The sequence below is a fragment of the Dyadobacter bucti genome, assembly GCF_005869225.1.
GTDB lineage: Bacteria > Bacteroidota > Bacteroidia > Cytophagales > Spirosomataceae > Dyadobacter > Dyadobacter bucti.
Genome location: NZ_SWFP01000004.1, coordinates 478,843 through 503,029, shown reverse-complemented (window position 1 = coordinate 503,029; position 24,187 = coordinate 478,843). Strand labels below are relative to the sequence as shown.

Sequence of the window (24,187 nt, the reverse complement as noted above, 5' to 3'; positions counted from 1 at the left end):
CCGTCAGTGGTCATAGCGAAGGCTGCATATCTGTACCGATACCATAGCGGTTCCATAAATTGATCATCATAATGGCGACCATTACTTTGGCGAGGTAAGCGGGTTCCAGCAACCCGGCCGCGGCCTGGTAAGTTGCGTCCGAAACGTGGTGCTGTATCAAAGTCATTTCTTCCGTGAGGGCAAGAATAGCCCGTTCTTCCGGTGTAAAAAACGGTGTGTCGCGCCACACGCTCAGTGCGTAGATCCGCTGCTCGGTTTCACCTGCTTTCCGCGCATCTTTGGTATGCTTATCGATACAATAGGAGCAGCCGTTGATCTGCGAAGCGCGGATTTTGATCAGTTCCCCGTGAATGACGTTCAATCCCGAATGCTTCACATAGTTATCCAGGCCGCTGATTGCGGCGTAAGCTGCGGGTTCCACTTTGGCAATGTTGATTCTGGTGCTCATGATTTTTTTGTTTAAAATTGATGAAACAAAATTCGTCACCCGCCGCCTGAAAAAACTTAATCACAATTAAGAAATAGGATCATGCCTTTTTCGCTCTGATCTTACTTAAAAACTCCGGCGTAAAGCCGAGGTAAGAAGCGAGCATGTATTGGGGCACCCGCTGCACAAATTCGGGAAAAAGATTATGAAAATGATTGTAACGTTCCTCGTCGGTAAGCCTGTAAATGTACTCGATCCTGCGCAGGGAGGCAGCATGTGCCCGTTGTAAAACAATACGGAAATATCTCTCCAAAACCGGTATCCGGGCAAAAAGCGGCTCGATCTGTCTCTTTTCAAGAACGATTACCTCCGTGTTTTCCAGCGCCTGAATGTAGTAGCCCGACCCCTCCCCTGATTCAAGGCTGTCGTAGTCGGTGATCCACCAGTTCTCGATCGCAAACTGCGTAATCTGCTCCTTTCCTTTGTTATTTACAAAAAACAAGCGCATACAGCCTTTTACCACGAAATAATTGGCGCGGCAGATCTTCCCGGGTTCGAGCAGAAACCGCTTTTTTTCAAGTGTCTGGTATTTCAGGGAATCGGCCAGCAACCGGGCTTCTTCCTCTGTCAGACTTACGAATTTTCTGATATGTGTAGCCAGGGCAGCCGCGGCGGATGCGCTCATTTGTTTCTTCGGAGTCTTTACATTTCAATTCGGACCGTAAAGAAAGAAAAAAACTTTCAGTCAGCGCGCAGGCTTCGCACAGGGTTTATCAAAGCCGCTTTGATACTCTGGAAACTCACGGTGAACACCGCTATCAGCACAGATATCGACCCGGCCAGTACAAAAACCCACCATTCAATATCAATTTTATAGGCAAAATTCTGAAGCCAGCCGTGCATCAGGTACCAGGCGACGGGCGTTGCAATGATAATCGCGATCATTACCAATTTCAGAAAATCCCTTGAAAGCAACGCTACAACACTCGCCACCGAAGCGCCCAGCACTTTCCGCACTCCGATTTCTTTGGTGCGCTGCTCGGCAGTAAATGTCGCCAGACCGAACAATCCCATGCAGGCAATGATGATCGCTACTCCTGAAAATGCCAGAAACAAGCTGCCTTTCCTTTCGTCCGATTTGTACTGACGGGCAAATGTCTGATCCAGAAAAGCGTATTCAAAAGGTAGGCCCGGGTTTGTCTTTTTGAATATATTTTCAATATAATCCAGGGCAGCTGCTATGTTCTGACCGGCCACGCGAATCAGTATCTGGTCGACCTTTTCTTTTTTATAAACCAATACCAGCGGCTCGATCTGCTGATGCAGGGAGCGGATATGAAAATCCTCTACTATGCCGGTTATCGGCACTTTTCGGGTGTCGATTTCGATCAGGCCGGAGGTACGGTTTTTCCAGCCCAGCCGCCGGATCATCGCCCGGTTTACCAGTACCGCGTGGGAAGAATCATGGTCTGTGCCCGGCTGAAAATTCCTTCCCTCGCTCACCCGGATCTGCAGCACATTCAGGAAATCGGCATCCACGCGAAAATGTTCGGTACTGATCGACTGCTCCTTACCTTTTGCATAAAACGAAAAAGTCGATTTATTGTTCAGCCCCCCTCCTATTGAACCGTTGGTGAGGCTCACGCTGCTGATAATAGGATTTTGCAACAAACTGCTTTTCAAAACTGCGCCGGATTGTTCGGCGGAAGAGCCTTTCAGTGAAACCATGATCACTTGCTGCTGATTAAAACCCAGCTGTGAATGCCGCATAAACTGTAATTGCCTGTACACGACAATCGTCCCGACGATCATAATCATGGAAATAGAGAACTGCACCACCACCAGTGATTTCCGCAGCAGAGCCCCTTGCCCGTTGGCCGACATGGAGCCTTTCAACACCATTGCGGGCTTGAAACGGGATAAGATAAAGGCAGGATAAAGGCCGCTGGCCAGTCCCGTTAAAACCGCGAACCCTGTCAGAAAACCGAGCATTAGCGGATTTGTGGGATCAAACGTTAAAGTTTTTTCGGAAATGAGGTTAAAGAAAGGGAGCAAAAGGTACACCAATCCTATTGTAATAAACAAGGCTAGAAATGACGCCAGCATGGATTCTGCCAAAAACTGAGATACAAGCTGAATTTTTTGTGAGCCTACCGCCTTCCGGACACCAATTTCTTTGGCCCTGCCCATGGACCGGGCCGTAGCGAGATTGATATAGTTTACGACCGCTATCAGCAGAATAAACAGACCGATGACCGAAAAAGTGTAGATATACGACATTTTGCTGCCGTTTTCTTCTCCCATCAGTTCCGTGGAATGCAGGTGAATGTCTGCCAGTGGCTGGTATGCAATTTTGAATCTGACCTTCCCGCCGCCTTCGTCCCCGATTTCCCGGGCAATGTATTTTTTATAAAAAGCCGGCATTTTTGCTGCCAGTTTCGCCGCGTCTGCATTTTTGTCAAGCAATACGTAAACCGACGAACTAAAATTCACCCAACTTTCTTCATTAATCGCACTGACGGCTTTGTTGGCATAAGGCAAAATCGCATCGAAAGCCAGATGATGATTGGACGGCACCCTTTTGATCACCGCCGAAACTTTAAAAGGTATATTGTTTTTAACAGTGACCACTTTTCCGATGACGCCCGTTGTTCTACCAAACAATACCAACGCCAGCTTTTCGGTCAAAACCACATTATTCAGTCCGGAAAGAGCCGTCTGCGGATTGCCTTCTGTAAATGCGTAGTCGAAAAATGAAAACAAGGAAGAATCTGCGAACACCACTTCCTTCACCCGCAAGGATTTTTCACCCGCCCGGAACACGGAATTGTCTTTTTTGACGCGCAGGGTATTCTTTACCTCGGGATACTCCTGTTTCAGGGCCGGGCCGAACGGAGGCGAAGCGAGGCCCATATTAAATTCATTTTCCTCCCATTGAATGTTCAGGTTGATCCTGTAGATATCACCGGTGTTTTGATGATACCTGTCAAAGCTCAGCTCGTCCCGCACGTATAAAGCAAGAATAACGGCACAAGTCATGCCGCTGGCCAGCCCGAAAACCACCAGACTGCTGTATGTTTTGCTGCGCAGCAGATTTCGCCACGCGATCTTGAAGTAGTTTTTTAACATCATAAAATGGAAGTCAGGGCATGTCCTCAGCTCCCGTCAAACTATCATACCATAAGCCGAAACCTTGTAAATAGCTAGTTTCCGGCTATTTTATTGTAAAAATCTGTACGATTCCGAACAGGTTTTGTCCGGTTTTATGACTGTCTTTTCTTTTTATAAAGATTTGGTAAAGAACCGGCAAAAATATTTATCTAAATTTAGCTATCTAATTTCTGCACCGAAACATGAACTTCCGCAAGACAATTTTTACATCTGTTTGTTTGGTCTCCTGCTTTTTATCAGTACAATCCGTCGCCCAGACTATCAAAGAAATAAAGAAATTCAGGGTCACAGAAGCGAAGCAGGCAGTTGCGGTAGATGAACGTTTCTTTTATGTGATCAATAACAGCACGATCACCAAATTCGGTAAAAATGATGGGAAACAGGTTGCGGCCTGGGACGTTTCGAAAGCGGGTATCAAACATCTGAACAGCGGCGTGGTTATCAAAGGCAAATTGTACTGTGCCAATTCCAACTACCCCGAAATTCCCATGGCTAGTTCGGTGGAGATTTTTGATGTAAATACAATGCAGCATATCGGGAACCATAGTTTCGGCATTGCCGAGCACGGCTCTCTCACCTGGATCGATCAGAAAGACGGATACTGGTGGATAGGCTTTGCACATTATGCCGGTAAGGAAGCGAGCGAGGGAAGGGATGTCAGATGGACTTCTCTTGTAAAATATGATATGGACTGGCGGGCCACAGAATCCTGGATTTTCCCGAAAAACATCGTGGCACTTTTTACACCTAAAAGCAATTCCGGCGGGGCCTGGGGAAAAGACGGCCTGCTGTATTGTACCGGCCACGATGCAGCTGAGCTCTATGTGCTCAGACTGCCAAAATCAGGCTATACCCTCGAACATGTCAACACACTTCCGGCACCTATACAGGGGCAGGGCATTGCCATAGACCATTCTGTGAAGGATAAGTTACTGTTATATGGTCTTAACCGTTCTGAAAATACCATTACGCTTTCCGAAATCAACTGATCTGGAACCAAAAAACAGCTTATGAAAACCATTTTTACGAGCTTATTTGTATTTGCTGTCAACCTGCATTCCCTGTTTTCTTTGGCACAAAACAATGGAAAACCTGCTGCGCATACTGCCCGAAACAAAACCCTGATCGTATTCTTTGACGGCCTGCGGCCTGATTACATTACAAAAGAAGGGATGCCGAATTTGTATGCATTCAAGGAAAAAGCGTCGTTCGGAAAGCATCATCACAGCGTTTTCCCGACCGTTACGCGCGTGAACTCCGCATCTTATGCCACAGGCTCTTACCCCGGCACCCACGGACTGCTGGGCAACAGCGTATTTTTCCCGGAGGTAAATCCGACGAAAAGTACGGGTACTACTTACGACGATCTGGCGAAGATCTCCGGCGCGATTTCCGGCCCGCTTCTGACCGCTGTTTCACTGGGCGAAATTTTGCAGTCGGCCGGTGAAAAAATGATGGTTTTCAGCTCCGGGACGACCGGCCAGGCATTTTTACAAAACCATACTGTGGGCAGCGGGGCGATTATCAATCCAGGCCTGATCCTGCCGGAATCGTTCAGAACACAGGTAACAGCCGACATCGGGGAAATGCCGGAAGATGAGTCCGACAAAAACAAGAAGCACCAATGGATCACAGATGCTTTGCTCAAATATGGGCTTGATCCAGAAGGACCGCTTGTAAGTGCGATCTGGTTTTCGGATCCCGACGGCGCCGCACATGAACACGGCATCGGTTCGGAAGAAGCGGTGTCTGCCATCCGGTACGTGGATTCACAGTTTGGAAGGATCCTGGAAGCTATGAAAGAAAAAGGCCTTTTAGGGCAATACAATATCATTATTTCAACGGATCACGGATTTGTAACCCATATCGGCAAACAAAGCCTGACGGATTTCCTGATCCGGGAAGGTTTGAAGAAAGACAAGGGATCGGGCGACGTAGTGATCGCGGAGGGTGCAATATATGTGAAGGACCGCGATCTGGAAGCGATCAAAAAGATAGTTGCTGCCCTGCACAAACAGGAATGGATCGGGGCTGTGTTTACCAAAGCAAAAAAAACAGGCGATATGAAGGGCTGGGTAGAGGGGACATTGTCTTTTGATGCCGTCCACTACGGCCACCCTGAGCGTTCTGGCGATATCCTGGTGGCTATGAATTGGAACGATTACAAAAATGACAAGGGTTATGCCGGCACCGATTTTTCGGGAGGCGTGGCGGGGCACGGCGGTTCAAGTCCGTATGAGATCAACATTGCGCTGTTTGCCAAAGGCCCGGACTTCAAAGAGGGGTTCACCGGAACATTGCCGACTTCCAATGTCGATATCACACCTACCGTCCTGTCTCTCTATAACCTTCCGGTACCTCCTAAAATGGACGGCCGCATACTTTCCGAATTTCTGAAAAAGACAACAAAAGCCAGCCCAAACTTTAAAAAAGAAACAGTGTCAACGGAGGCCAGATATCCCTGGGGAACATACAGCCTTTCCCTTGAAATGTCTGTTTTGGGTAAATACAAATATGTAAATTTTACAAATACCAGGAGGAAACCCGGCCCGTAACTACTTCCCCATCCATTTTTTAAAATCGTTTGTTTTTTCCCGGCTGACGATGGCCTCCTTGTCAAAAGGCGGGTTCATGGTGAGCGCAAGGCGGTTGTTGTAATAAGGCTGGATATTGACAATAGACTGGGGAGTCACGATAATCGCCCGGTTGATCCTGAAAAACCATTCAGGGTCGAGAAACAGCTCCATTTCATCCATGCGGTAATCCACCACGAATTTCTGCCCCTGATGGTTCTTGAAAAAGCTGACACCTTCGTCAATATAAAAATAGGCGATATCCCGGGTTTCTACGGACATCAGCCGGGTCCCCTGTTTTACAAGGAAACGCTTGCGGTAATCGATTGGCGACTGCTGCAGTTGGAGGCTTTTCAGAATGTTTTCCAGATTGGACGGAAGCGCAACCGGGGCAGCACCGCGCTGACTGCGGGTAAGGTCGTAAAACTTCCTGATGCTCCGCAGCAGATCTTCCTGCTGGACGGGTTTGAGCAAATAATCTATGCTGTTGACCTTGAAAGCCTGCAAAGCATATTCATCATAAGAAGTTGTAAAAATAACGGTGCTTTTGATGTCGACCCTGTTGAAGATTTCAAAGCTCTGTCCGTCGGCCAGCTCGATATCCAGAAAAATGAGGTCCGGCTCCGGCTCTCCCGCCTCACGGTTTTCCGAAATCCATTCCACAGTGGCTTCAATGCTGGGCGTCACACCTTTGATTAAAAATTCCGGGGCGGTTTCTTCCAGGAGCTTCGTGAGTTTTCTCACAGCAAGCTTTTCGTCTTCTACGATTAGTATATTCATTGGTTTTCAGTTTTTTCTGCAAGCAGCGGTAACAAAACTTTAAAGTAGCCGGCCCCTGCCTCAATCACCGGCTGCCGGTCAGATAGCAACTGATACTTGGCTTCGATATTTGCCAGACCAAGCCGGGTCGATTTTACCGGGGTCGATTTTTCCAGCAGGTTATTCCTGACTTCCAGGTACTCTCCGCCCAGAGCAGTGATTTCTATAAAAAGCGGATTCTTTTCCAGAATCGTGTTATGCTTGACCGCATTTTCTACTAGCAGCTGTAATGTCAGCGGCGGAATGAATTTGCCCAGCGCCTCCTCTTCCACCCGGATTTTCAGTTCGAGGCCCGTATCGTACCTGGTTCTCAACAAGTGATAGTAAGATTTAATAAACCTGATCTCGGTCGCCAGCGTGGTCAGTTCATGCTGGTTGGTTTGCAGCAGATACCGGTATACTTTCGCCATTTCGTCCACAAACTGTTCTGCTCTTTTCGGCTCCTCGGTGATCAGCGCGGAAAGCGTATTGAGGCTGTTGAACAGAAAATGCGGGTTAACCTGACTTTTCAGGCTTTGTAACTGGCCCTGCAGACCTGCTTTTTTCATAGCCTCTTTGTTTATCTTGCTTTCCTTCCATTTGCCCAGTGAATAATTGACCTCGTACAAGCAGGTCAGCATGAGTACCGCCACAAACTCAAAAAGATATACATTGACCATTTTCCCAAAATCCAGCTGGGCATTGAACGGGCGGAGATGAATGATCAGCAGGCCATAAACCGAAATATAAATACCCGTTAACACACAAAATGCCAGCGCCGTGTAAAAAGCCCGTTTGCCCGAAGACTGAACAGCAGGGTATTTATGGGCAATGTACTGGGCAGCCCAGTCGTGCGGCACAAAAGCCAGTATCGTCATGAAAAGCACCATGAGCGTGCCCAGTAAAAAATTGGAAACACTCGAAAAGTACGGATCGCCGATCAGGAGGTAGCTGATCGTGGGTACAAACCAGGGGACCAGCAACACAAAAATCCATCTGCCAAACAGGCTAAGCCAGATCAGACGCCCGATGTAATTGATTCTCAGATCAGGTATCATGTGTGGATCAGAGGCAACAGAACAGTAAAATCCGAATCGTCTTCCCTGATATGGATCGTTCCTGCCTGGTTAAATAATATTTTATAACGCGAAATAATGGAAGACAGTCCGGCATTGCTGAATGGCATCCTGACCTTCCTTTTCTGAAGATTGTTCCTGACTTCAAGCTGCCCCGTTGCCGTTGTCCGGATCAGGATGTGCAGGGGGCTTGCAGCTGACACCACGTTGTGACGTATGGCATTATCGATCAGTGTCTGCAAGGTAAGCGGTACGATCTGTCCTTCGAGATAGATGTCGTCCACCTGAAGTACGATCGAAATCCCTTTTTCAAACCGTATTTCCAGCAAATAAATATACGAACGGATAAAACGCAGCTCGGAATCCAGTGCCACCATGCTGGCCTCCCGGTTAGTACCATGGACACTGAGCATATAGCGGTACACTTTAGACATTTCGTCGACAAACTTTTCAGCTACCAGCGGCGCTTCCGTGATGAGCACCGACAGGGAATTAAGGCAATTGAACAAAAAATGCGGATTGACCTGCTGCTTTACAAGGTCCAGCTCAGTCTGCAGTTGTTTCTGTTCCATTTGCTGCAACTCATGCTGGTTGGTTTTCCACTGCATGAAAGTATAGGCCAGTTCTGTCAGCCCCGACGCGATCAGGGATGCTCCCAGCAGCGTGAACACCGACCAAACCACCCGCTCTGTCCGCAACACAAAACCGAACAGATGTATTCGGTCATAAGCGTAGAGTACCAAAAACAATATCGAAACATTAATGACCGAATACAGGATAAACCAAAAAGCAACCCGGTAAACCGACTGGTGGGTATCGGGGTACAGTTTTGCAACATAAACCGCCACAGTCTGATTGATATAATGTGCCAGCAGGCAAAGCGAAAAATTGATAGCCGTCCCGCCCAGGAACACCCCGATATTCACAAAATATTCCCTGCCCCACATCAGATAGCAGATCAGCGGGACAAGCCACGGCAGCACCAGCACGATGATAAAAAAATTGAGGCGGTTATCCCGCATCGAATTGAAGTATCTCTCAAAAGACCGAAACCTGAAGCTTTTCATATAATTGATTGAGACGATAAAAGTAAAAAGCCGTTTCCTGAAACAGAAAAGTATCTTCTGTCAATTGTCGGAAACAGCCGGTCAACTGGCGGAACCTTCCTTTCAACTGCCTGCCGGCTGATTGTAAGACTTTTCTCTCCGATTTTTACCTCGTAAACCGATCAGAAGCCAAAAAGTGGGTTTCAGATATCAAAACACACAATCCGGCGAATTTCTGTTTTGCTTGTGGCCATCCCGATATCACTTTTGTAGCACCCAACCGGGAAGTACCGGGCGGGATAACAACTTGTAACCAGCTTGTTCATCTATTAGCCATGAAAGCATCATTATTGAATTCCAAGATCATTACCCTCGCCAGCGGGGAAAGCGCCCGTCACATTGCAGTCCATATTTCCGGCCAGGTACTTTGGCTTGCTGCCTGCGAGATCACGCACTTGCGGGGAGAAGGAAATTACACCTACGTATATACACGTCAGGGTAAAAAGTATCTTGTTTCGAAAACCATGAAAAATGTACAGGAAGCATTGCGGGCGGATTTTATGCGGGTACACAAATCTTACATCGTAAATCCGGAATTTGTCACGGCCCGTCTGGACGCTGACCTTCTGCTTCTGAGCTGCGGCCACAAAGTCCCCATCGCCCGACGCAGGATCCGGGAGATCGGGGAACTGCTTGCAGTAGAGTATTTGGCTGTGGGGTAACGTCTTCTTATCAACGTATATCTAACAAAGTTGAGGGCCAGACAAGTCAATCTTGTCTGGTTGTTGGCATTGTGCTCAATCGAACATATGCTCTCTATTCGCATTTGGAATAAGCGACAGGATAGGCTTTCTTTCCTGGGGAAATTTTTATCTTTGTTATTAATATGTTAAATCACAAACATAACTCATACACTATCAATACAATGGAAACAGCTCAGGAAATTGGGGTAATCGATGAGGGGACCCTCGCCAACTACATTCTCAAAAACTTCGGCCCCATGTCACATCTGAAATTGCAGAAGCTGCTTTACTATTGTGAAGCATACCATCTTGCGTATTTCGACTTGCCTTTGACGAACAGTGATTACGAAGCCTGGGTCCACGGGCCGGTAAACAGATCGGTCTTTAATGCAATGAAAGGCAAATCCCTGCTCTACCGGGACATGGAATGGGGCGGCGGAGAAAATCCCGATATCCAGGTTGAATCTCGACTGATATCAAGTCAGCTGACCCTAGTTCAGAATGTTCTAAAGAATCTGACCTCCTGGACAGATATGGAGCTGGAAGATGCCACTCACCAGGAAGAACCTTGGAAAAAAGCTCGAACTGGTTACGCATCAGGCGACAGATGTGACGTTCTGATCAAAAAAGATACGATGAAAACCTATTATAAGACGGAGCTCGGATTGTAAAATGGATTTCAGTAAGAAAAAACCAAAGAGCAAACTGGAAACATCTTTGGCCCGCAAAAAAGCTTCTGTCTCGGATCTCACAGATAATTTCAAGGTTTCATTTCAGTATCTGGATTCCAGTCAAAGATGCGGGTCGACTTTCTGTGACTGGCAAAAAGATGGTTTGCTTTCGAGAGCTCTGGATCTTCTTCAGGGATACTGTTGCCGACCACTAATTGCACAGGTAGATGGAGAGAGTTTACAATTTACGGAGACTTTCCTGCCAGTGACCGAACGTTATTTACCTTTCCAAAAAATGTTCCGGAGGATGCAAAATGGGCGAGAATTCATGTCAATGGTCGCTCGATACTCGTCGGTCATGTTGTGAACAACACTTTCTACGTCGTTTTCCTCGACAAGTTCCATGCATTTTATCTGACGGCAATCCGCAGGCAACAGCTAGGCATGAAAAAAAGATAGTGTGTATCTGGAAGCATAATTCTCTACATTTGCATTCAGCAAACAAGTTTACAGGAAAGTTATAATTTTGTTTACATATTATGAAGGAAGATTCAATTTCCAACAAGGCGTACACTGAGCTTCGGAAGAAAATACTCTCCAACCAGCTTACATCCGGAACGCGCTTGAAAGAAGACGAATGGGCGCAGAAGCTGGAAGCGAACCGTATGGCAATCCGCGAGGCCCTGACCCGCCTGCTTGGAGAGCAACTGATCGTACAGGGTGAAAAAGGCGGTTTTTTTGTAAAAACACTTACGATAGAAGACAGCCATAAAATCCGTGAACTCAGGGAGATACTGGAGATCGGCGCGCTTCGGCTTGTGATCCAGAAAATAGATGCCGACGGAGTTGCCGAGCTGGAAAGAATCTGCGACGATTTTACATCCATGGTGGAGCGAGGCTATCTTGGCGGAGCGTGCGAAGCAGACGTAAAATTTCATGAAACGCTGATAGAGTGTGCCGGCAACGTGAAACTTGTAGACCTTTACATAGCCAGCAACATTCCACTTTTCCACCAAAAACTGGGCAAAACGCAGATCCATATGGATGATTATGAACTGACCGACCAGGAGCACAGGGAAATTGTTGCAGGTATCAAAGCCCGAGACCTGAAACGAGCCGAAGAAGCCCTGACAAAACATCTGGAGCGAGGCGAGGTAGCATCCCTGGATCTGACCTAAACACTTTTTGTGACAGTTACCGAACCTGCGTAGCACCATCAGAAAACCTCTGCGAAAGAAATCCGCAGAGGTTTTCTTTTTTACTTCCACACCTCATGTACTTCCATACCTGCCAAAACAAATCCTGAATCAGCCGGCAATAACAGCAACCGATTCATCGGGTTATGAATTTAAAAAATATCACGCTCTGCATTTTTATGTAAACAAAATAAAAATATATTTGTAATCAAAAAATTAGAAAATATGATAACAAAAACCATTCTCTGAATTTCAGACTAACATTGTTCATGAAGAGTTCACTGGGCAAATTTTTTACCAATCCAGTCGCCAGTGGATCAACCTTTAAGAACGAGTGCCTGCGGATACAAGCTCCGGTGAAAAAAGCTACAAATCTGGGCGACCGATCCACCGCACGAATGCGATGAAACAAGTCCTGCAACGGTACGTATCGGATTTGAAATGCCATTACCCAGGAGCTACATTTTCAAAGCAATGTTTTCCTGATCCCTGCAAATGAAAACGTTGACGTCACAAAATCGGTTGACGACCTCCTCCGGTGGAAAACCAAATAATTCTTATTTATTACAAAAACGAATGCACCCGATCCAATCCGCCAAAACAATCAAATTTTTACTGGTATTCACGATCCTGTTCGCTTTTGGAACGACCGTTCCAGCTCAGAAACCGGTGTTACTTCCGGAACCCGAAAGCGTTCAGTATGGCCAGGGCAATTTGCCACTTCAAAATCTTTCCGTTCATATCCCGGCCTCCGCAAGTCCGGATATCCGTTTTGCCCTGAACGAGCTCACAAAGACTATCAGCTTGAAGACAGGAAAAACCCTGAGAAAAGCAGCGTCTGCCCAATCGGCTTCCGTCATTTATACCGTAAAAGAAAATGGCGGTGAACTGCCGTCTGTCAGCGAGATCGACGGAAGTCGCGACCGGGAAAAATACAGTATCAGTATCAATTCAAAACGGATCAGCATCAGCGCCCAAACCTCCGCCGGCCTCTTTTACGCCGTACAGACCATCCGACAGCTGATCACCGGGACCGGCACAGAGACAGTTATCCCGCATGTCGAAATAAGCGACAGTCCGAAACTTCCCTACCGCGGCATGATGATGGATTTTGCCCACGGAGGGTTACTGACAATGGACGAGATCAAAAAACAGATCGATTTTCTGGCAGAGTGGAAAACCAATCAGTACTATTTTTACAATGAAGTAAGTATAGAACTGGACGGCTTCCCGTCCGTAGGATTCAAAGCGGGTTATGCCAAAGAACAGATCAGGACGGTCATTGCTTACGGAAAAGAGAGGCACATAGATGTGATCCCTTTCCTGAACCTCTACGGCCACCTGCATGAACTGGTCAGAAATGAAAAATATGCGGACCTCGCCATCGGTAAGTACGGACACGAGCTGGACCCGCGCAATCCTGGCACCAACGCATTGCTGAAAAACTGGATCAAGCAATACACTGACCTTTTCCCCAGCCCTTTTATCCACGTAGGGTTTGACGAAACCTGGGAAACCAAACGCATCGCCGACGACGGTGATATCAAAATCAACTCAGAGGAGCTCTGGCTTAAACAACTCACTTTTGTGCAGGAGGAACTGAGAAAATACGGCAAAACCGTGCTCGCATGGACGGATATGAACAATTATTATCCCGATATCATGAAAAAGCTGCCGCAGGAGGTGATCCCGGTGATATGGGAATACAAGCCCGACACCGCGGAGATCAACCGGTATCTGAATCCTGTTTTGAAAGAAAAAAAGGACTTTTTCATTCAGCCCGCCGTCTCCGGCTGGGGCCACGTATACCCTGATGCAGCCTACACCTACGACAATATTGACCTGTGTTTGCAGGCCGGAATGAAAAACCAGACCCTCGGTTTTATCAATTCCGTCTGGACTGATCCGGTAGAGCCGTTCGTGCGGTCATCCTGGCTGTTCATGGCTTACGGAAGCATCGGGGCCTGGCAGGGAAAAGTACCGGATAAAAATACTTTCAGCGACCATTATGCGGCTATCGTATTTCCGGCAGCAGGGGAAGAAATGAAAGAAGCATTTTCAAAAATGGCGCTCGCAGGAAGTTACCTCAACAAATGTCTCGGCAAAAACACAAACGGCGTCCCGCGCGGCACCATTGTCGAAAGCTGGTCGAACCCGTTTCAGCCTTATTACCTGAAAAACACACAGGCACATTTCGAAGATTTCAAAAACGCCAGAAAGGCCAGCCAGGAAGCGGAAGATGCCTGTATACTGGCGTTGAAAAAATGTGCAGAAAAGGACACCGGCTGGATCCATTCATTGCTGGTATCTGCCCGGCTGGTGAAGTATTCGGCCACCAGGTTTATCTGGGCAAAAACGATCTGCGACCGCTGGAACGAATCCATGCTCGCCAAAAAGAAAAATGACTTCGTGGTCTATGACCTTACCTACCCATGCCACGGGCTGCTGGTGGACCTGATGGACGAAGCCGGCGAATTAAAAGAAGCCTACCGACAATCCTGGCTCAACGAATACATGCCCTACCGGCTCAATACCATGCTGGGCAGGTTTGATGTAGAGTATGGTCTCTGGCAAAAACTGTCTTTGAAAGTTCTGGATTACCGTATACAGAACGACCCCGGAAATGTTTCCAAAGAACGGTTTGAAGAACTCTTTAAACCCGATTTTTGAGTCGAGAAATCACACGGAAATTTTTTGTAAACTAAATTATATAAATTTTGTATACAAAAAATTTAATATTTACATTTGAACGATAGTTATTCAAACCTAAGCCCATGCTTTTTGCCAACCTGACATATAAAACGATCAACCAGCAGACACGCGGCAAAGTCGTAATATTGCCCCTGGGGGCTACCGAACAGCACGGGCCACACATGGCAGTGTCGACGGATACCGACATCGTTTCGCACGTAGCGGCTGGTTGCGAGGCGCTTCTGCAGGACGATATTTTACTTTGTCCGACCCTGCCGTTTGGTTCCAGCCACCATCATTTGTCGTTTGGGGGCACGCTGAGCCTTTCCATTACAACTTATACCCAGGCGATTGTCGAGCTCGTAGAATCACTGCTGAACAATGGATTCCGGAAAATTATATTACTCAACGGACATGGGGGCAATATCACGCCCGTGAAGCAGGCCCTGGCGCTGCTCGGCAACCGATATGACAGTACCATGTCGCCTAACATTGCGCTGGTAACCTATTGGGAAACTGCCGGGAGTATTTTCGCCGGGGCCGCTCCCATGGAAAGCCCTGCGCTCAGTCACGCCTGCGAATATGAGACGAGCATGATGCTGCATCTCTTTCCCGAAAAAGTATGGATGAACATGGCTGAAAGATCTGTCCGTCCGGAAACCAACGGATTTATCCCGTTTGAAGACGACGAGCCCTACAAAGGCGTGACGCTCTTCAAACAAACCGCCTACATTTCGTCCAACGGAAGCAGCGGCCACCCGCAGCTCGCTACCGCCGAAAAAGGTCAGCACCTCATTGAAAACGCGGTCAGGTCCGTATCAGATTTTATAACATCATTTAAAAACTGGCCATTGCTACCCGATTTATCCCATGAATAAAATTGAAATAAAACACCCCGAAAAACAGGTAGACACCGGCGCATACTCGGCCGGTGTGCTGGTAGACGGCTGGCTGTTCATCAGCGGCCAGGGCTCTGTGGATCTGGCGACCGGAGAAGTAATCCGGGGCACGATCGAGGAAGAAACCACCAACACACTGATGCACATCAAAAAGATCATTGAGGCTGCCGGCGGCACAATGGATAACATTGTGAAATGCACTTCACACCTCAGCGACATCCATGAATTTGACCGGTACAATGCGGTATACGCCTCGTTTTTTCCTGGCATCAAGCCAGCGCGGACAACCGTGCAGTCGGTTTTGGGAGACGGTATCAAAGTCGAGATCGATGCGATCGCGAAAATCAAATAGGATCGGAAAGCCAGGATTATGGATACAAAAATAAATATCGGCACAGTGGGCCTGGGTCTGATGGGCAGCAGCATCGCCACCTGCATCCTGGCGGCCGGTCACAAAGTTACCTCGCTGGTGCTGGATATGGACGAGGCCAAAACCGCCCGGAAACGTATTCTTCATTTTTTGAATGAATTAAAAGACGAAGGCTTGGTGGCAGACGTACCGGAAACAATTATCGATAATCTGACAATCACGGACGACCTAACGCTTCTTGCAGATCACGAGGTGGTGATTGAGACGATTACCGAAAGCCTAGAAGCCAAAAAAGACCTTTACCGGCAACTCGAAAAAGTACTTGCACCGGAAGCAGTCATCGGCAGCAATACCTCGGCAATCCCGGTCACGATTTTGCAGGAAGGATTGCAATACCCGGAAAGGCTGCTCGGGATACACTGGGCTGAGCCTGCGCACATTACCCGTTTTATGGAAGTGATCTGCGGCAGGGATTCGGATATAATTTATGCGCAAAAGATCGTGGCACTGGCGGAAAGCTGGGGTAAGGAACCGTCCGTTCTGAAAAAAGATATCCGCGGCTTTATTACCAACAGGATCATGTACGCCATGCTGCGGGAAGCATTTAATCTGGTCGAAAACGGCTATGCTACCCCAGAGGATGTGGACCGTTCGCTCCGGAATGACCTGGGTTACTGGATCACGTTTGCCGGGCCTTTCCGGTTCATGGACCTTACCGGCATACCCGCTTACCTGACCGTCATGAAAGATCTTTTCCCGGATCTTGACAACACCATCAAAACGCCTGAGTCCATGGAAAAGCTGGTCGCCGCCGGGGCAAAGGGGGTTAGTAACGCGCACGGATTTTACCAATATACGACGGAGACAGCGGCCGAATGGGAAGAAAAATTCATTGAGTTCAGCTTCGATATCCGAAAACTGGCTGAGAAATACGAAGAGATCCAGAAGAAATAAAATGACCACCATACAATCCATCCGCGCAACCGAAGTAATAGTGCCGTCCAGGCCAGGCAGCCTCAATTCCGAGCAGGTACTGGACAAAGACACCGAATTCGCCAAAAAATTCATGACGGGCGAAAGCTGGACTTCCTTTGCAGACCAGCCCAAATGGATCATTGAAATAAAGCTTAAAAACGGCCTCACCGGCATAGGCGAAACCTACCGCAGCGCTTCCGCCGACCTGCTTTATGATGCTATCAAAACATTTACAGGCCGGGATATCCTGAAACTCAACTGGCGCAGGCTGCCCATTTCCGACCAGCGGATCTATGAAGCGTTTGAATCGGCTATACTGGATTTGGTCGGCAAGATCCTAAATGTGCCCGTGTACCAGCTGCTCGGCGGCGGCTACCGCGACCGCATCGATTGCATGGGCTGGACCGGCAGGCGCACACCGGAAGATGCTGCTCAGAAAGCGTTTGAAGCAATGCAAAAAGGCCATAAGGTATTTAAATTCAAATGCTCGGACGAAGACCCGGTAAGGTTATGGACAGATGAGATCCGGAAAAAATGCGGGGAGGGAATCAAAATCCTCCTGGACCCCAACCAGCGCTGGAACGACGTAAAAACCACCATGCATTTGATGGAAGGCGTGGATAAGGGTATTATGCTCGGCCTGGAAGATCCCATTCTGCACGCAGATATCGAGGGATTTAGGTATTTGAAAAAAGAACTGGGAATGCCATTGTACCGGCATATTTCACTGCCTTATACCCAGGATATCCGGGATATGATCGCATTTGTAAGAGCCGACGCGGCGAACGGATACAATTTCAACGGCTCAGCCTACAATTGCTTGCTACTCGCTGAAATCGCGCACCTGGAGGGAAAATCCTGCTGGAGAGGCTCCGAAGTGGACCTCGGCATTTCCGAAACAATGGGCCTTCATATTGCTGCTGCCAGCATTAATTGCACCATTCCGTCCGATATTTTCGGCGAGCTGGTGAGGACCGACGACCTGATTGTGGAGGGTATAAAATTCGAGCACGGTGCAGCACTCGTACCGCAGGGCCACGGCCTGGGCATTACACTGGACGAAGCAGCCATTGAAATATATAAAACAAACCAAATTCTGGAAACGCAGTTATGAGTAAATCGGTAATTTCCTGGTTAATATTGTTTGCCTGTAACCTCATGTGGGCCTTCCACTTTACGAGCATCAAACTGGTACAGGACCAGGTAGGGCCTTATTTTACAGTATGGGCACCTATGCTGCTGGCGACCATTTTCCTGGCACCTTTTGTGGTCAAGGATTTTAAAAAAGGCGGCAAAAAGCCCAAGGATATCCTGATTTTCGTGCAGCTCGCAGCTTTGGGCGCATTCCCGTCGCAGGTACTCATGACATACGGTACCCAATATTCGCTGGCGAGCAACTCGGCCATACTGGTACTTACCCTGCCGATCATCACAGCAGTATTTGCGTTTTTGATACTGAAAGAAAAAATGAACCGCATCCGCTGGATCAGCTTTGCGATCGCGATCATTGGCGTGGCACTTTGCTCCACCGACGATATCAAGCAGATGGACATGAGCTCGCGTTACGCACTGGGAAATTTGCTCATTTTCATCGCGATTATCGGCAACGCGTATTACAATGTCGGCTGCAAAAAAATAGCCGAGCAATACACAGAAATGGAAATGGTTTTTTACACCTACCTCGTAATGGTGATCCTGCTGGCGCCCCTGGTATGGTATTACGAACCCGAAATGTATCTGAAAATACCTGACTACACCACAAATACGTGGATCGGCATGATATCACTGACACTTTTCCATAACTTTCTTTCGATGTTGTTGTTTTTCAAAGCATTAAAAAATCTGGACGCAACCCAGGTGGCGCTTTCCAACTACATGATCACGTTCATTGGCCTGCCCATAGCGGCGATATGGCTGGGCGAAACATTGAAAACGCAGGCGATCATCGGTGGCGTGCTGGTGCTGGCATCCACCCTGATCCTGACCATCGTTGACAACAAGGCTCAAAAAAAGCTGGTTAATATTAATCCGTAAACAACAACATTATGAATACTGAAAACGAACTGCTGGGAGTTGTTCCGATCATCCCGACGCCCTTTACCGAAGATGAAGAAATTGACCAGGATGCATTGTGCAGGTTAATCGATTTCGCGATCGCGGGCGGTATCCAAGCAGTGTGCCTGCCGGCATATGCCAGTGAATTTTACAAACTCACCGATGATGAAAAACTGCTCGTGGTGCGGGTAGCCGTCAAACACGCAGCAGGCAGGATCAAAATCGTGGCGCAGTCCAATCATCCGTCGCTCAAAGTGGCTATCAAACTGGCAAAGGCCAATGTAGAAGCTGGTGCGGATGTAATTTCCCTCGCAGTTCCGCGTATTTTTTCACTACCCGAAAATGCCCTCAAAGTATACCTCGCCGAATTCCTTCAGGCCATACCCCGGACGCCGGTACTGATCCAGGACTTCAACCCAGGCGGCTCCTCTATCAGTGTTGATTTTATCAAAAACCTGATGGACGAAAATCCGAATTTCAAATACCTGAAACTGGAAGAACCACTATGCGCACCAAAATTTGAAGACATTATCAAAACCACAAAAGACAAAATCGGGCTTTTCGAGGGCTGGGGCGGTCTGTACATGCTGGAACTGATCCCCATCGGCATCCGCGGCGTCATGCCGGGTCTGGCAGTAGCGGACATTCTTCAGAAAGTGTTCAATCTCCGCAGCAGCGGCGAGCATGGAAAAGCATTCGATCTGTTCGAAAAAGTAATGCCGCAGATCTTTTTTTCGCTGCAGAACATGGAGCTTTTTCATTACGCGGAAAAGGAGCTGCTGATCGCAAGAGGTATTTTATCCAACAGCATCGCGCGCAAAGCAGCCTATATTCCCGACGCTTCATCGGTGTCCTATATCAAAGAACTCAATCAGCGGATCATTGAACTGCTTGAAGATGAGAGCTGGGTAATCAAGTCTTTAACCAATCAGGATACCCATGCATAATTTTTACAGACAGGTTAGAGTTATCAGCGGCAAGGCTGTTAGCCATGTTTTTTGTAAAACCATGAAATGACAAATCCGCAATGGAATCAAACATTGAATTTATAAGTCCGGTAGACGGCGATATGTTGCATGCCAACGACGGCATCATGACGGAGGAATATCTGCAGGTGCTATTTAAAATCGCTGCACCTGAAGAAAGCCGGCTGACCCTCAACGACGCAGAAACGGAGTATCAGAACGGGATTTTTACGGCGGAGATCAGGCTGCACGATTATGAGAATACGATTCACTTACGGGATGAAACGACCGGTGAAGAAAAGTACATTACTGTATATCGCCTCAAAAATTTTGCAAACAAATACCGGCTGTCCATCGACGACAACATCTGGTTTTTGAGGGACATACAGGAACATGCAGATTCTTACTATTCGTTGTTCGACAACCCGTACCTGGCTTTTTTAAAGGAAGTAAATGACCAGTACGGCACCAAAATCCATCTGAACCTCTTTTATCAGACCGACGGAATTTTTCAGAAAGACGATTTCAATCTTTCCAAATTCACCGCCAAGTTCAAAAATGAATGGAGGGAAAATGCTGGCTGGCTCACGCTGAGCTTTCACGCATTAGGTGAATTTCCCGACCAGCCTTATATCAATGCCGGTTATGATGAGGTGAAAAAAGACTGCGATCTGGTCATTGGCGAAATCAAACGCTTCGCGGGAGAAGAAGTGATGACCAGCGTCACCACGATCCATTGGGGGGAAGCAACCCGTGATGCGTCACGGGTGTTCCGTAATGCCGGTTACAAAGGCCAGCTCGGCTATTTCAACATTGATGACGACCAGTATTCTGCCTCCTATTACCTGAGCGAGGAGCAAAGACGGCATATCAAGAAACGGTTTGTCTGGAAAGACCATTCCGAAGACATCGTGTTCATTAAAACGAGCATTGTGATCGATACCAAAACGCTCGAAGAAATTGTACCCCACCTGAACAGTTATCTGGAAAACGCCAACCGGCCACCTTATTTGGACCTGCTGGTGCATGAGCAGTATTTCTATCCGTTTTACTTCAACTACCAGCCCGATTACCGTGAGAAAATCCTCTCTGCCGTGAACTGGGCACATGAAAATGGATACGAACCTGCTTTGCTGGGAGACGTGATTTAAACCATAAATCTCCGATATATGACATATTTCACGAAACCCGCCGCCCTGCCCATCATTAACCCCGGACTTAAGTCCGGGGCTGGGATGATGCCGTCCGGGGCTGGGAGGCCGTCCGGGGCTGGGATGATACCGTCCGGGGTTGGGAGGCCGTCCGGGGTTGGGAGGCCGTCCGGGGCTGGGATGATACCGTCCGGGGTTGGAAGGCCGTCCGGGGCTGGGAGGCCGTCCGGGGCTGGGAGGCCGTCCGGGGTTGGGAGGCCGTCCAGGGTTGGGATGAGGCCGTCCGGGGTTGGGAGGCCGTCCGGGGCTGGGAGGCCGTCCGGGGCTGGGAGGCCGTCCGGGGTTGGGAGGCCGTCCAGGGTTGGGATGAGGCCGTCCGGGGTTGGGAGGCCGTCCGGGGCTGGGAGGCCGTCCGGGGTTGGGAGGCCGTCCGGGGTTGGGATGAGGCCGTCCGGGGCTGGGATGATACCGTCCGGGGCTGGGATGCCGTCCGGGGTTGGGAGGCCGTCCGGGGCTGGGAGGCCGTCCGGGGCTGGGATGCCGTCCGGGGCCGGGATGATGCCGTCCAGGTTTGGGAGGCTGTCCGGGGCTGGGAGGCCGTCCGGGTTTGGGATGCCGTCCGGGGCTGGGATGCCGTCCGGGCGGGGGGACATGTCCGTCGAAGGCACCATACCATCCGGGCCCGGGGTCATCTCCCAACCCGATCGCCGTCCTCGCCGGATCCTGATTTTCGTGATATCTCTTCTCCTGAGCGTGTATGCTGCGTCCGCCCAGGATCTGCTCACGTACCATAACCGGCCGGTTAAAACGAAAAAAGACTGGAACCTGAAACGTATGCAGATCCTCGACAGCATGCAGGCTGCGATGGGAAAACTACCGGCCCGCGATGCCCGGCAAGTTCCGCAAGTGCAATTTCTGGATAGTGTTTCGGGAAAAAACTACAAACGTTTCACGATCAAAATGCTGGTCGCGGAGTCAGAGCATATCACCGCCTACCTTTACATACCTTCGGGAAAATCAAAAAAATACCCTGCTATGCTGGCCCTGCATGAAACCAGTCCGATCGGGAAGCAGAGTGTGGATGGGCAAGACAAAAATAAAAACCTGGCTTATGCCCGGGAACTTGCCGAAAGAGGATATGTAGTGATCGCACCGGACTACCCGAGTTTCGGGGATTCAAAAGACTATGATTTTGCGGCTGACCGGTATGAATCGGCTACGATGAAGGGGATTTTCAACCATATCCGCTGCGTGGATTTCCTCGTTTCAAGAAAAGATGTGAATGCACACCAAATCGGCGTGATCGGGCACTCGCTCGGCGGTCATAACGCAATTTTCGTCAGTGCTTTCGACAGCCGCTTAAAAGTGGTGGTCACCAGTTCCGGCTGGACATTGTTCGACTTTTATAACATCGGCCCGGCATCACAAAAATACGGAGGCCGCCTTGGCCCGTGGGCGCAGGACCGGTACATGCCTTTGTTAAGAACAAAATACAACCTTGACCCTGAAAAAACGCCCTTCGATTTTGATGAGGTGATTGCAGCGATTGCGCCTCGGGCGTTTTTCTCGAACTCTCCCTTAAAGGACAGCAACTTTGATGTAAAGGGCGTTAAGAAAGGAATTGAAAATGTCTCGCCGGTATACCGCCTGCTCGGAGCAACTGATCATTTACAGGCCCGGTATCCGGATTCCGGCCACGACTTCCCCGACCAGGTACGTTTTGAGGCGTACCAATTCATCGATACCATCCTGAAAAAATAACCTGCCATATGAAAAATACCCGCAGAAACTTCATGAAACTCGCTGCCCTATCCGGCCTCGGCCTGACCGCAGCCAACGATCCACATAACCCAGGACTTAAGTCCTGGGCTGGCACGACGTCCGGGGCTGGCACGACGTCCGGGGCCGGCACGATGTCCGGGGCGGGCACGACGTCCGGGGCGGGCACGACGTCCTGGGCGGGCACGACGTCCGGGGCGGGCACTGCGTCCGGGCCTGACGGCACGTCCGGGGCGGGCATCACGCCCGCTGCCGACGGCACGCCTGGAGCCGGGACGATGCCGCCTGACATATCCGCCGGGTACGGCGCCCAGCAATTCAACATGTGCGGCTACGCGGCTCCGAAACTGGAAACAGTCCGGGTGGGGTTCATCGGTCTGGGCAACCGGGGAATGGCTGCCGTTGAACGTATGAACAAAATTGAAGGCGTTGAAATCATGGGGCTATGCGACCTCCGCCCTGAAAAAGTGCAGGAAGCAAAGAAAATGGTCGAAAAGTCAGGCCACAAGCCTGGCGCGTATGATACCAGTTCCGACGCGTGGAAAAAGCTCTGCGAACGTACGGATATTGATCTCATCTATATTGTAACGCCCTGGGCGCTGCATACGCCGATGGCCGTATTTTCGATGAACCACGGAAAGCATGTCTGCGTAGAAGTGCCTGCCGCCAAGACCATCGAAGAATGCTGGCAGCTTGTGGAGACCTCGGAGCGGACCAAAAAGCATTGTATGATGACTGAAAACTGCTGCTATGACTTTTCTGAACTGCTTACCCTTAACCTCGCTCGCCACGGCTTTTTTGGCGAAATCGTCCACGGTGAAGGTGCCTATATACATGATTTGCAGGAATATGTATTTTCAAAAGACCGGTTTTACCAGATGTGGGAGCTTAATGAGTTGTCGGTTAGAAACGGCAATTTGTATCCTACGCATGGTCTCGGACCAATTTGTCAGGTTATGAATATCAACCGGGGCGATAAAATGGATTACCTCGTTTCCATGGCTTCCGGAGATTTTGTTATGGGTGATACTGCCAAAAAACTGGCTTCTGAAGATCCGTTTTTCAAACCTTATGTGGGCAAGCCTTTTAACGGTAATATGAATACATCCACCATCCGTACCAGCCGGGGCCGCACCATCATGGTGCAGTTTGATGTAAGCTCTCCCCGCCCCTACTCCCGCATCCAGACCATCGTCGGCACCAAAGGAAGCGCGCTGAAGTATCCGCTCCCGGCAAGGTACTCGCAGGGACATGAATGGCTCACCGATGCGGAATACAAGGATCTTGAAGAAAAATACACCCCGCCCATTGTTAAAAAGATCGGTGAAATGGCCAAAAAGGTCGGCGGTCACGGCGGTATGGATTTTCTGATGGACTGGCGCACGGTCGACTGCCTGCGCAACGGCCTGCCGCTCGACCAGGATGTTTACGATGCGGCGTTATGGAGCGCGATAGGCCCTCTGAGCGAATGGTCTGTTGCCCACAGGTCGAATTCCATAGTTGTCCCGGATTTTACAAACGGTTCCTGGAAAACCAACAAGCCGGTAGATATTTCAATGGAAAAGGGCGGGAATACCCAAGTGAAGCTTTAATCCCACAGG

The 24,187-nt window shown here is 49.0% G+C and carries 21 protein-coding genes; 15 read left to right on the top strand and 6 right to left on the bottom strand.

All coding sequences use genetic code 11. The annotated features are described in order from the left end of the window. Nucleotides 1-10 precede the first annotated feature (10 nt). The 3 genes from FBF61_RS15815 to FBF61_RS15805 all read right to left on the bottom strand — a co-directional run bounded on the left by FBF61_RS15815 (nucleotide 11) and on the right by FBF61_RS15805 (nucleotide 3,559). On the bottom strand, nucleotides 11-448 hold the full coding sequence (locus tag FBF61_RS15815) for a carboxymuconolactone decarboxylase family protein (protein ID WP_138478884.1): 438 nt from the start codon (nucleotides 446-448) through the stop codon (nucleotides 11-13). A gap of 79 nt (nucleotides 449-527) precedes the next feature. Next, a complete protein-coding gene (locus tag FBF61_RS15810) occupies nucleotides 528-1,112 on the bottom strand; it encodes a Crp/Fnr family transcriptional regulator (protein ID WP_138478880.1) in 585 nt (194 codons plus the stop codon). A gap of 56 nt (nucleotides 1,113-1,168) precedes the next feature. Beyond that, entirely contained in the window at nucleotides 1,169-3,559 is a 2,391-nt protein-coding gene (locus tag FBF61_RS15805) for an ABC transporter permease (RefSeq protein ID WP_138478878.1), read from the bottom strand. A 221-nt stretch (nucleotides 3,560-3,780) separates the two neighbouring features. Here FBF61_RS15805 and FBF61_RS15800 point away from each other — a divergent pair, with 221 nt between their 5' ends. Together FBF61_RS15800 and FBF61_RS15795 are read left to right on the top strand one after the other, a co-directional pair. Next, nucleotides 3,781-4,587 (top strand): hypothetical protein, encoded by an 807-nt coding sequence (locus FBF61_RS15800; protein WP_138478876.1) that lies wholly within the window; start codon nucleotides 3,781-3,783, stop codon nucleotides 4,585-4,587. 21 nt (nucleotides 4,588-4,608) lie between these two features. Further along, nucleotides 4,609-6,153 (top strand): alkaline phosphatase family protein, encoded by a 1,545-nt coding sequence (locus FBF61_RS15795; RefSeq protein ID WP_138478874.1) that lies wholly within the window; start codon nucleotides 4,609-4,611, stop codon nucleotides 6,151-6,153. On the opposite strand, the gene FBF61_RS15790 is transcribed toward FBF61_RS15795, so the two are convergent. The 3 genes from FBF61_RS15790 to FBF61_RS15780 are packed head-to-tail and all read right to left on the bottom strand — an operon-like array spanning nucleotide 6,154 to nucleotide 9,112. After that, entirely contained in the window at nucleotides 6,154-6,951 is a 798-nt protein-coding gene (locus tag FBF61_RS15790; protein WP_138478871.1) for a LytR/AlgR family response regulator transcription factor, read from the bottom strand. Continuing rightward, a complete protein-coding gene (locus FBF61_RS15785; RefSeq protein WP_138478868.1) occupies nucleotides 6,948-8,027 on the bottom strand; it encodes a sensor histidine kinase in 1,080 nt (359 codons plus the stop codon). Before FBF61_RS15785 ends, FBF61_RS15790 begins: the two co-directional genes overlap by 4 nt. After that, complete coding sequence (locus FBF61_RS15780; RefSeq protein WP_138478866.1) at nucleotides 8,024-9,112, bottom strand: sensor histidine kinase; 1,089 nt, start codon at nucleotides 9,110-9,112, stop codon at nucleotides 8,024-8,026. The genes FBF61_RS15785 and FBF61_RS15780 overlap by 4 nt, the downstream gene beginning before the upstream one ends. Nucleotides 9,113-9,426: 314 nt before the next feature. Here FBF61_RS15780 and FBF61_RS15775 point away from each other — a divergent pair, with 314 nt between their 5' ends. The 13 genes from FBF61_RS15775 to FBF61_RS15715 all read left to right on the top strand — a co-directional run bounded on the left by FBF61_RS15775 (nucleotide 9,427) and on the right by FBF61_RS15715 (nucleotide 24,178). Beyond that, nucleotides 9,427-9,813: a LytR/AlgR family response regulator transcription factor gene (locus FBF61_RS15775; RefSeq protein ID WP_138478864.1), complete on the top strand. Its 387-nt coding sequence runs from the start codon at nucleotides 9,427-9,429 to the stop codon at nucleotides 9,811-9,813. A 203-nt stretch (nucleotides 9,814-10,016) separates the two neighbouring features. Then, nucleotides 10,017-10,505, top strand: coding sequence for a Panacea domain-containing protein (locus FBF61_RS15770; RefSeq protein ID WP_166444546.1), 489 nt, complete (start codon nucleotides 10,017-10,019; stop codon nucleotides 10,503-10,505). 539 nt (nucleotides 10,506-11,044) lie between these two features. Further along, nucleotides 11,045-11,683, top strand: a complete 639-nt coding sequence (locus FBF61_RS15765; protein ID WP_138478859.1) for a GntR family transcriptional regulator — start codon at nucleotides 11,045-11,047, stop codon at nucleotides 11,681-11,683. 594 nt (nucleotides 11,684-12,277) lie between these two features. Further along, nucleotides 12,278-14,371 carry a beta-N-acetylhexosaminidase gene (locus tag FBF61_RS15760; protein ID WP_138478857.1) on the top strand — a complete coding sequence of 698 codons (2,094 nt, stop codon included), beginning with the start codon at nucleotides 12,278-12,280 and terminating at the stop codon, nucleotides 14,369-14,371. 104 nt (nucleotides 14,372-14,475) lie between these two features. Continuing rightward, the gene (locus tag FBF61_RS15755) at nucleotides 14,476-15,270 is read left to right on the top strand and encodes a creatininase family protein (RefSeq protein WP_138478855.1); all 795 of its coding nucleotides are present in this window, start codon (nucleotides 14,476-14,478) and stop codon (nucleotides 15,268-15,270) included. Beyond that, the gene (locus FBF61_RS15750; protein WP_138478853.1) at nucleotides 15,263-15,643 is read left to right on the top strand and encodes a RidA family protein; all 381 of its coding nucleotides are present in this window, start codon (nucleotides 15,263-15,265) and stop codon (nucleotides 15,641-15,643) included. The genes FBF61_RS15755 and FBF61_RS15750 overlap by 8 nt, the downstream gene beginning before the upstream one ends. Nucleotides 15,644-15,661: 18 nt before the next feature. Then, nucleotides 15,662-16,615 (top strand): 3-hydroxyacyl-CoA dehydrogenase family protein, encoded by a 954-nt coding sequence (locus FBF61_RS15745; protein ID WP_138478851.1) that lies wholly within the window; start codon nucleotides 15,662-15,664, stop codon nucleotides 16,613-16,615. Between the two features lies 1 nt (nucleotide 16,616). Further along, the gene (locus FBF61_RS15740; RefSeq protein WP_138478849.1) at nucleotides 16,617-17,750 is read left to right on the top strand and encodes a mandelate racemase/muconate lactonizing enzyme family protein; all 1,134 of its coding nucleotides are present in this window, start codon (nucleotides 16,617-16,619) and stop codon (nucleotides 17,748-17,750) included. Further along, a complete protein-coding gene (locus FBF61_RS15735; protein ID WP_138478847.1) occupies nucleotides 17,747-18,670 on the top strand; it encodes a DMT family transporter in 924 nt (307 codons plus the stop codon). Before FBF61_RS15740 ends, FBF61_RS15735 begins: the two co-directional genes overlap by 4 nt. Before the next feature lie 11 nt (nucleotides 18,671-18,681). Further along, nucleotides 18,682-19,638 carry a dihydrodipicolinate synthase family protein gene (locus tag FBF61_RS15730; RefSeq protein WP_229215070.1) on the top strand — a complete coding sequence of 319 codons (957 nt, stop codon included), beginning with the start codon at nucleotides 18,682-18,684 and terminating at the stop codon, nucleotides 19,636-19,638. Nucleotides 19,639-19,718: 80 nt separating this feature from the next. After that, nucleotides 19,719-20,807, top strand: coding sequence for a hypothetical protein (locus tag FBF61_RS15725; RefSeq protein ID WP_138478843.1), 1,089 nt, complete (start codon nucleotides 19,719-19,721; stop codon nucleotides 20,805-20,807). An 18-nt stretch (nucleotides 20,808-20,825) separates the two neighbouring features. Beyond that, on the top strand, nucleotides 20,826-22,568 hold the full coding sequence (locus FBF61_RS34900) for an alpha/beta fold hydrolase (protein WP_205748288.1): 1,743 nt from the start codon (nucleotides 20,826-20,828) through the stop codon (nucleotides 22,566-22,568). Between the two features lie 8 nt (nucleotides 22,569-22,576). After that, a complete protein-coding gene (locus FBF61_RS15715) occupies nucleotides 22,577-24,178 on the top strand; it encodes a Gfo/Idh/MocA family protein (RefSeq protein ID WP_229215069.1) in 1,602 nt (533 codons plus the stop codon). The last annotated feature ends 9 nt before the right edge of the window (nucleotides 24,179-24,187 follow it).

Bases quoted from the DNA above. Each gene is read 5' to 3' on its own strand.
- FBF61_RS15740 (WP_138478849.1), top strand. From the start codon at position 16,617: ATGACCACCATACAATCCATCCGCGCAACCGAAGTAATAGTGCCGTCC.
- FBF61_RS15805 (WP_138478878.1), bottom strand. From the start codon at position 3,559: ATGATGTTAAAAAACTACTTCAAGATCGCGTGGCGAAATCTGCTGCGC.
- FBF61_RS15765 (WP_138478859.1), top strand. From the start codon at position 11,045: ATGAAGGAAGATTCAATTTCCAACAAGGCGTACACTGAGCTTCGGAAG.
- FBF61_RS34900 (WP_205748288.1), top strand. From the start codon at position 20,826: ATGACATATTTCACGAAACCCGCCGCCCTGCCCATCATTAACCCCGGA.
- FBF61_RS15725 (WP_138478843.1), top strand. From the start codon at position 19,719: ATGGAATCAAACATTGAATTTATAAGTCCGGTAGACGGCGATATGTTG.
- FBF61_RS15760 (WP_138478857.1), top strand. From the start codon at position 12,278: ATGCACCCGATCCAATCCGCCAAAACAATCAAATTTTTACTGGTATTC.
- FBF61_RS15815 (WP_138478884.1), bottom strand. From the start codon at position 448: ATGAGCACCAGAATCAACATTGCCAAAGTGGAACCCGCAGCTTACGCC.
- FBF61_RS15750 (WP_138478853.1), top strand. From the start codon at position 15,263: ATGAATAAAATTGAAATAAAACACCCCGAAAAACAGGTAGACACCGGC.
- FBF61_RS15770 (WP_166444546.1), top strand. From the start codon at position 10,017: ATGGAAACAGCTCAGGAAATTGGGGTAATCGATGAGGGGACCCTCGCC.
- FBF61_RS15810 (WP_138478880.1), bottom strand. From the start codon at position 1,112: ATGAGCGCATCCGCCGCGGCTGCCCTGGCTACACATATCAGAAAATTC.
- FBF61_RS15780 (WP_138478866.1), bottom strand. From the start codon at position 9,112: ATGAAAAGCTTCAGGTTTCGGTCTTTTGAGAGATACTTCAATTCGATG.
- FBF61_RS15800 (WP_138478876.1), top strand. From the start codon at position 3,781: ATGAACTTCCGCAAGACAATTTTTACATCTGTTTGTTTGGTCTCCTGC.
- FBF61_RS15785 (WP_138478868.1), bottom strand. From the start codon at position 8,027: ATGATACCTGATCTGAGAATCAATTACATCGGGCGTCTGATCTGGCTT.
- FBF61_RS15715 (WP_229215069.1), top strand. From the start codon at position 22,577: ATGAAAAATACCCGCAGAAACTTCATGAAACTCGCTGCCCTATCCGGC.
- FBF61_RS15730 (WP_229215070.1), top strand. From the start codon at position 18,682: ATGAATACTGAAAACGAACTGCTGGGAGTTGTTCCGATCATCCCGACG.
- FBF61_RS15795 (WP_138478874.1), top strand. From the start codon at position 4,609: ATGAAAACCATTTTTACGAGCTTATTTGTATTTGCTGTCAACCTGCAT.
- FBF61_RS15755 (WP_138478855.1), top strand. From the start codon at position 14,476: ATGCTTTTTGCCAACCTGACATATAAAACGATCAACCAGCAGACACGC.
- FBF61_RS15790 (WP_138478871.1), bottom strand. From the start codon at position 6,951: ATGAATATACTAATCGTAGAAGACGAAAAGCTTGCTGTGAGAAAACTC.
- FBF61_RS15745 (WP_138478851.1), top strand. From the start codon at position 15,662: ATGGATACAAAAATAAATATCGGCACAGTGGGCCTGGGTCTGATGGGC.
- FBF61_RS15735 (WP_138478847.1), top strand. From the start codon at position 17,747: ATGAGTAAATCGGTAATTTCCTGGTTAATATTGTTTGCCTGTAACCTC.
- FBF61_RS15775 (WP_138478864.1), top strand. From the start codon at position 9,427: ATGAAAGCATCATTATTGAATTCCAAGATCATTACCCTCGCCAGCGGG.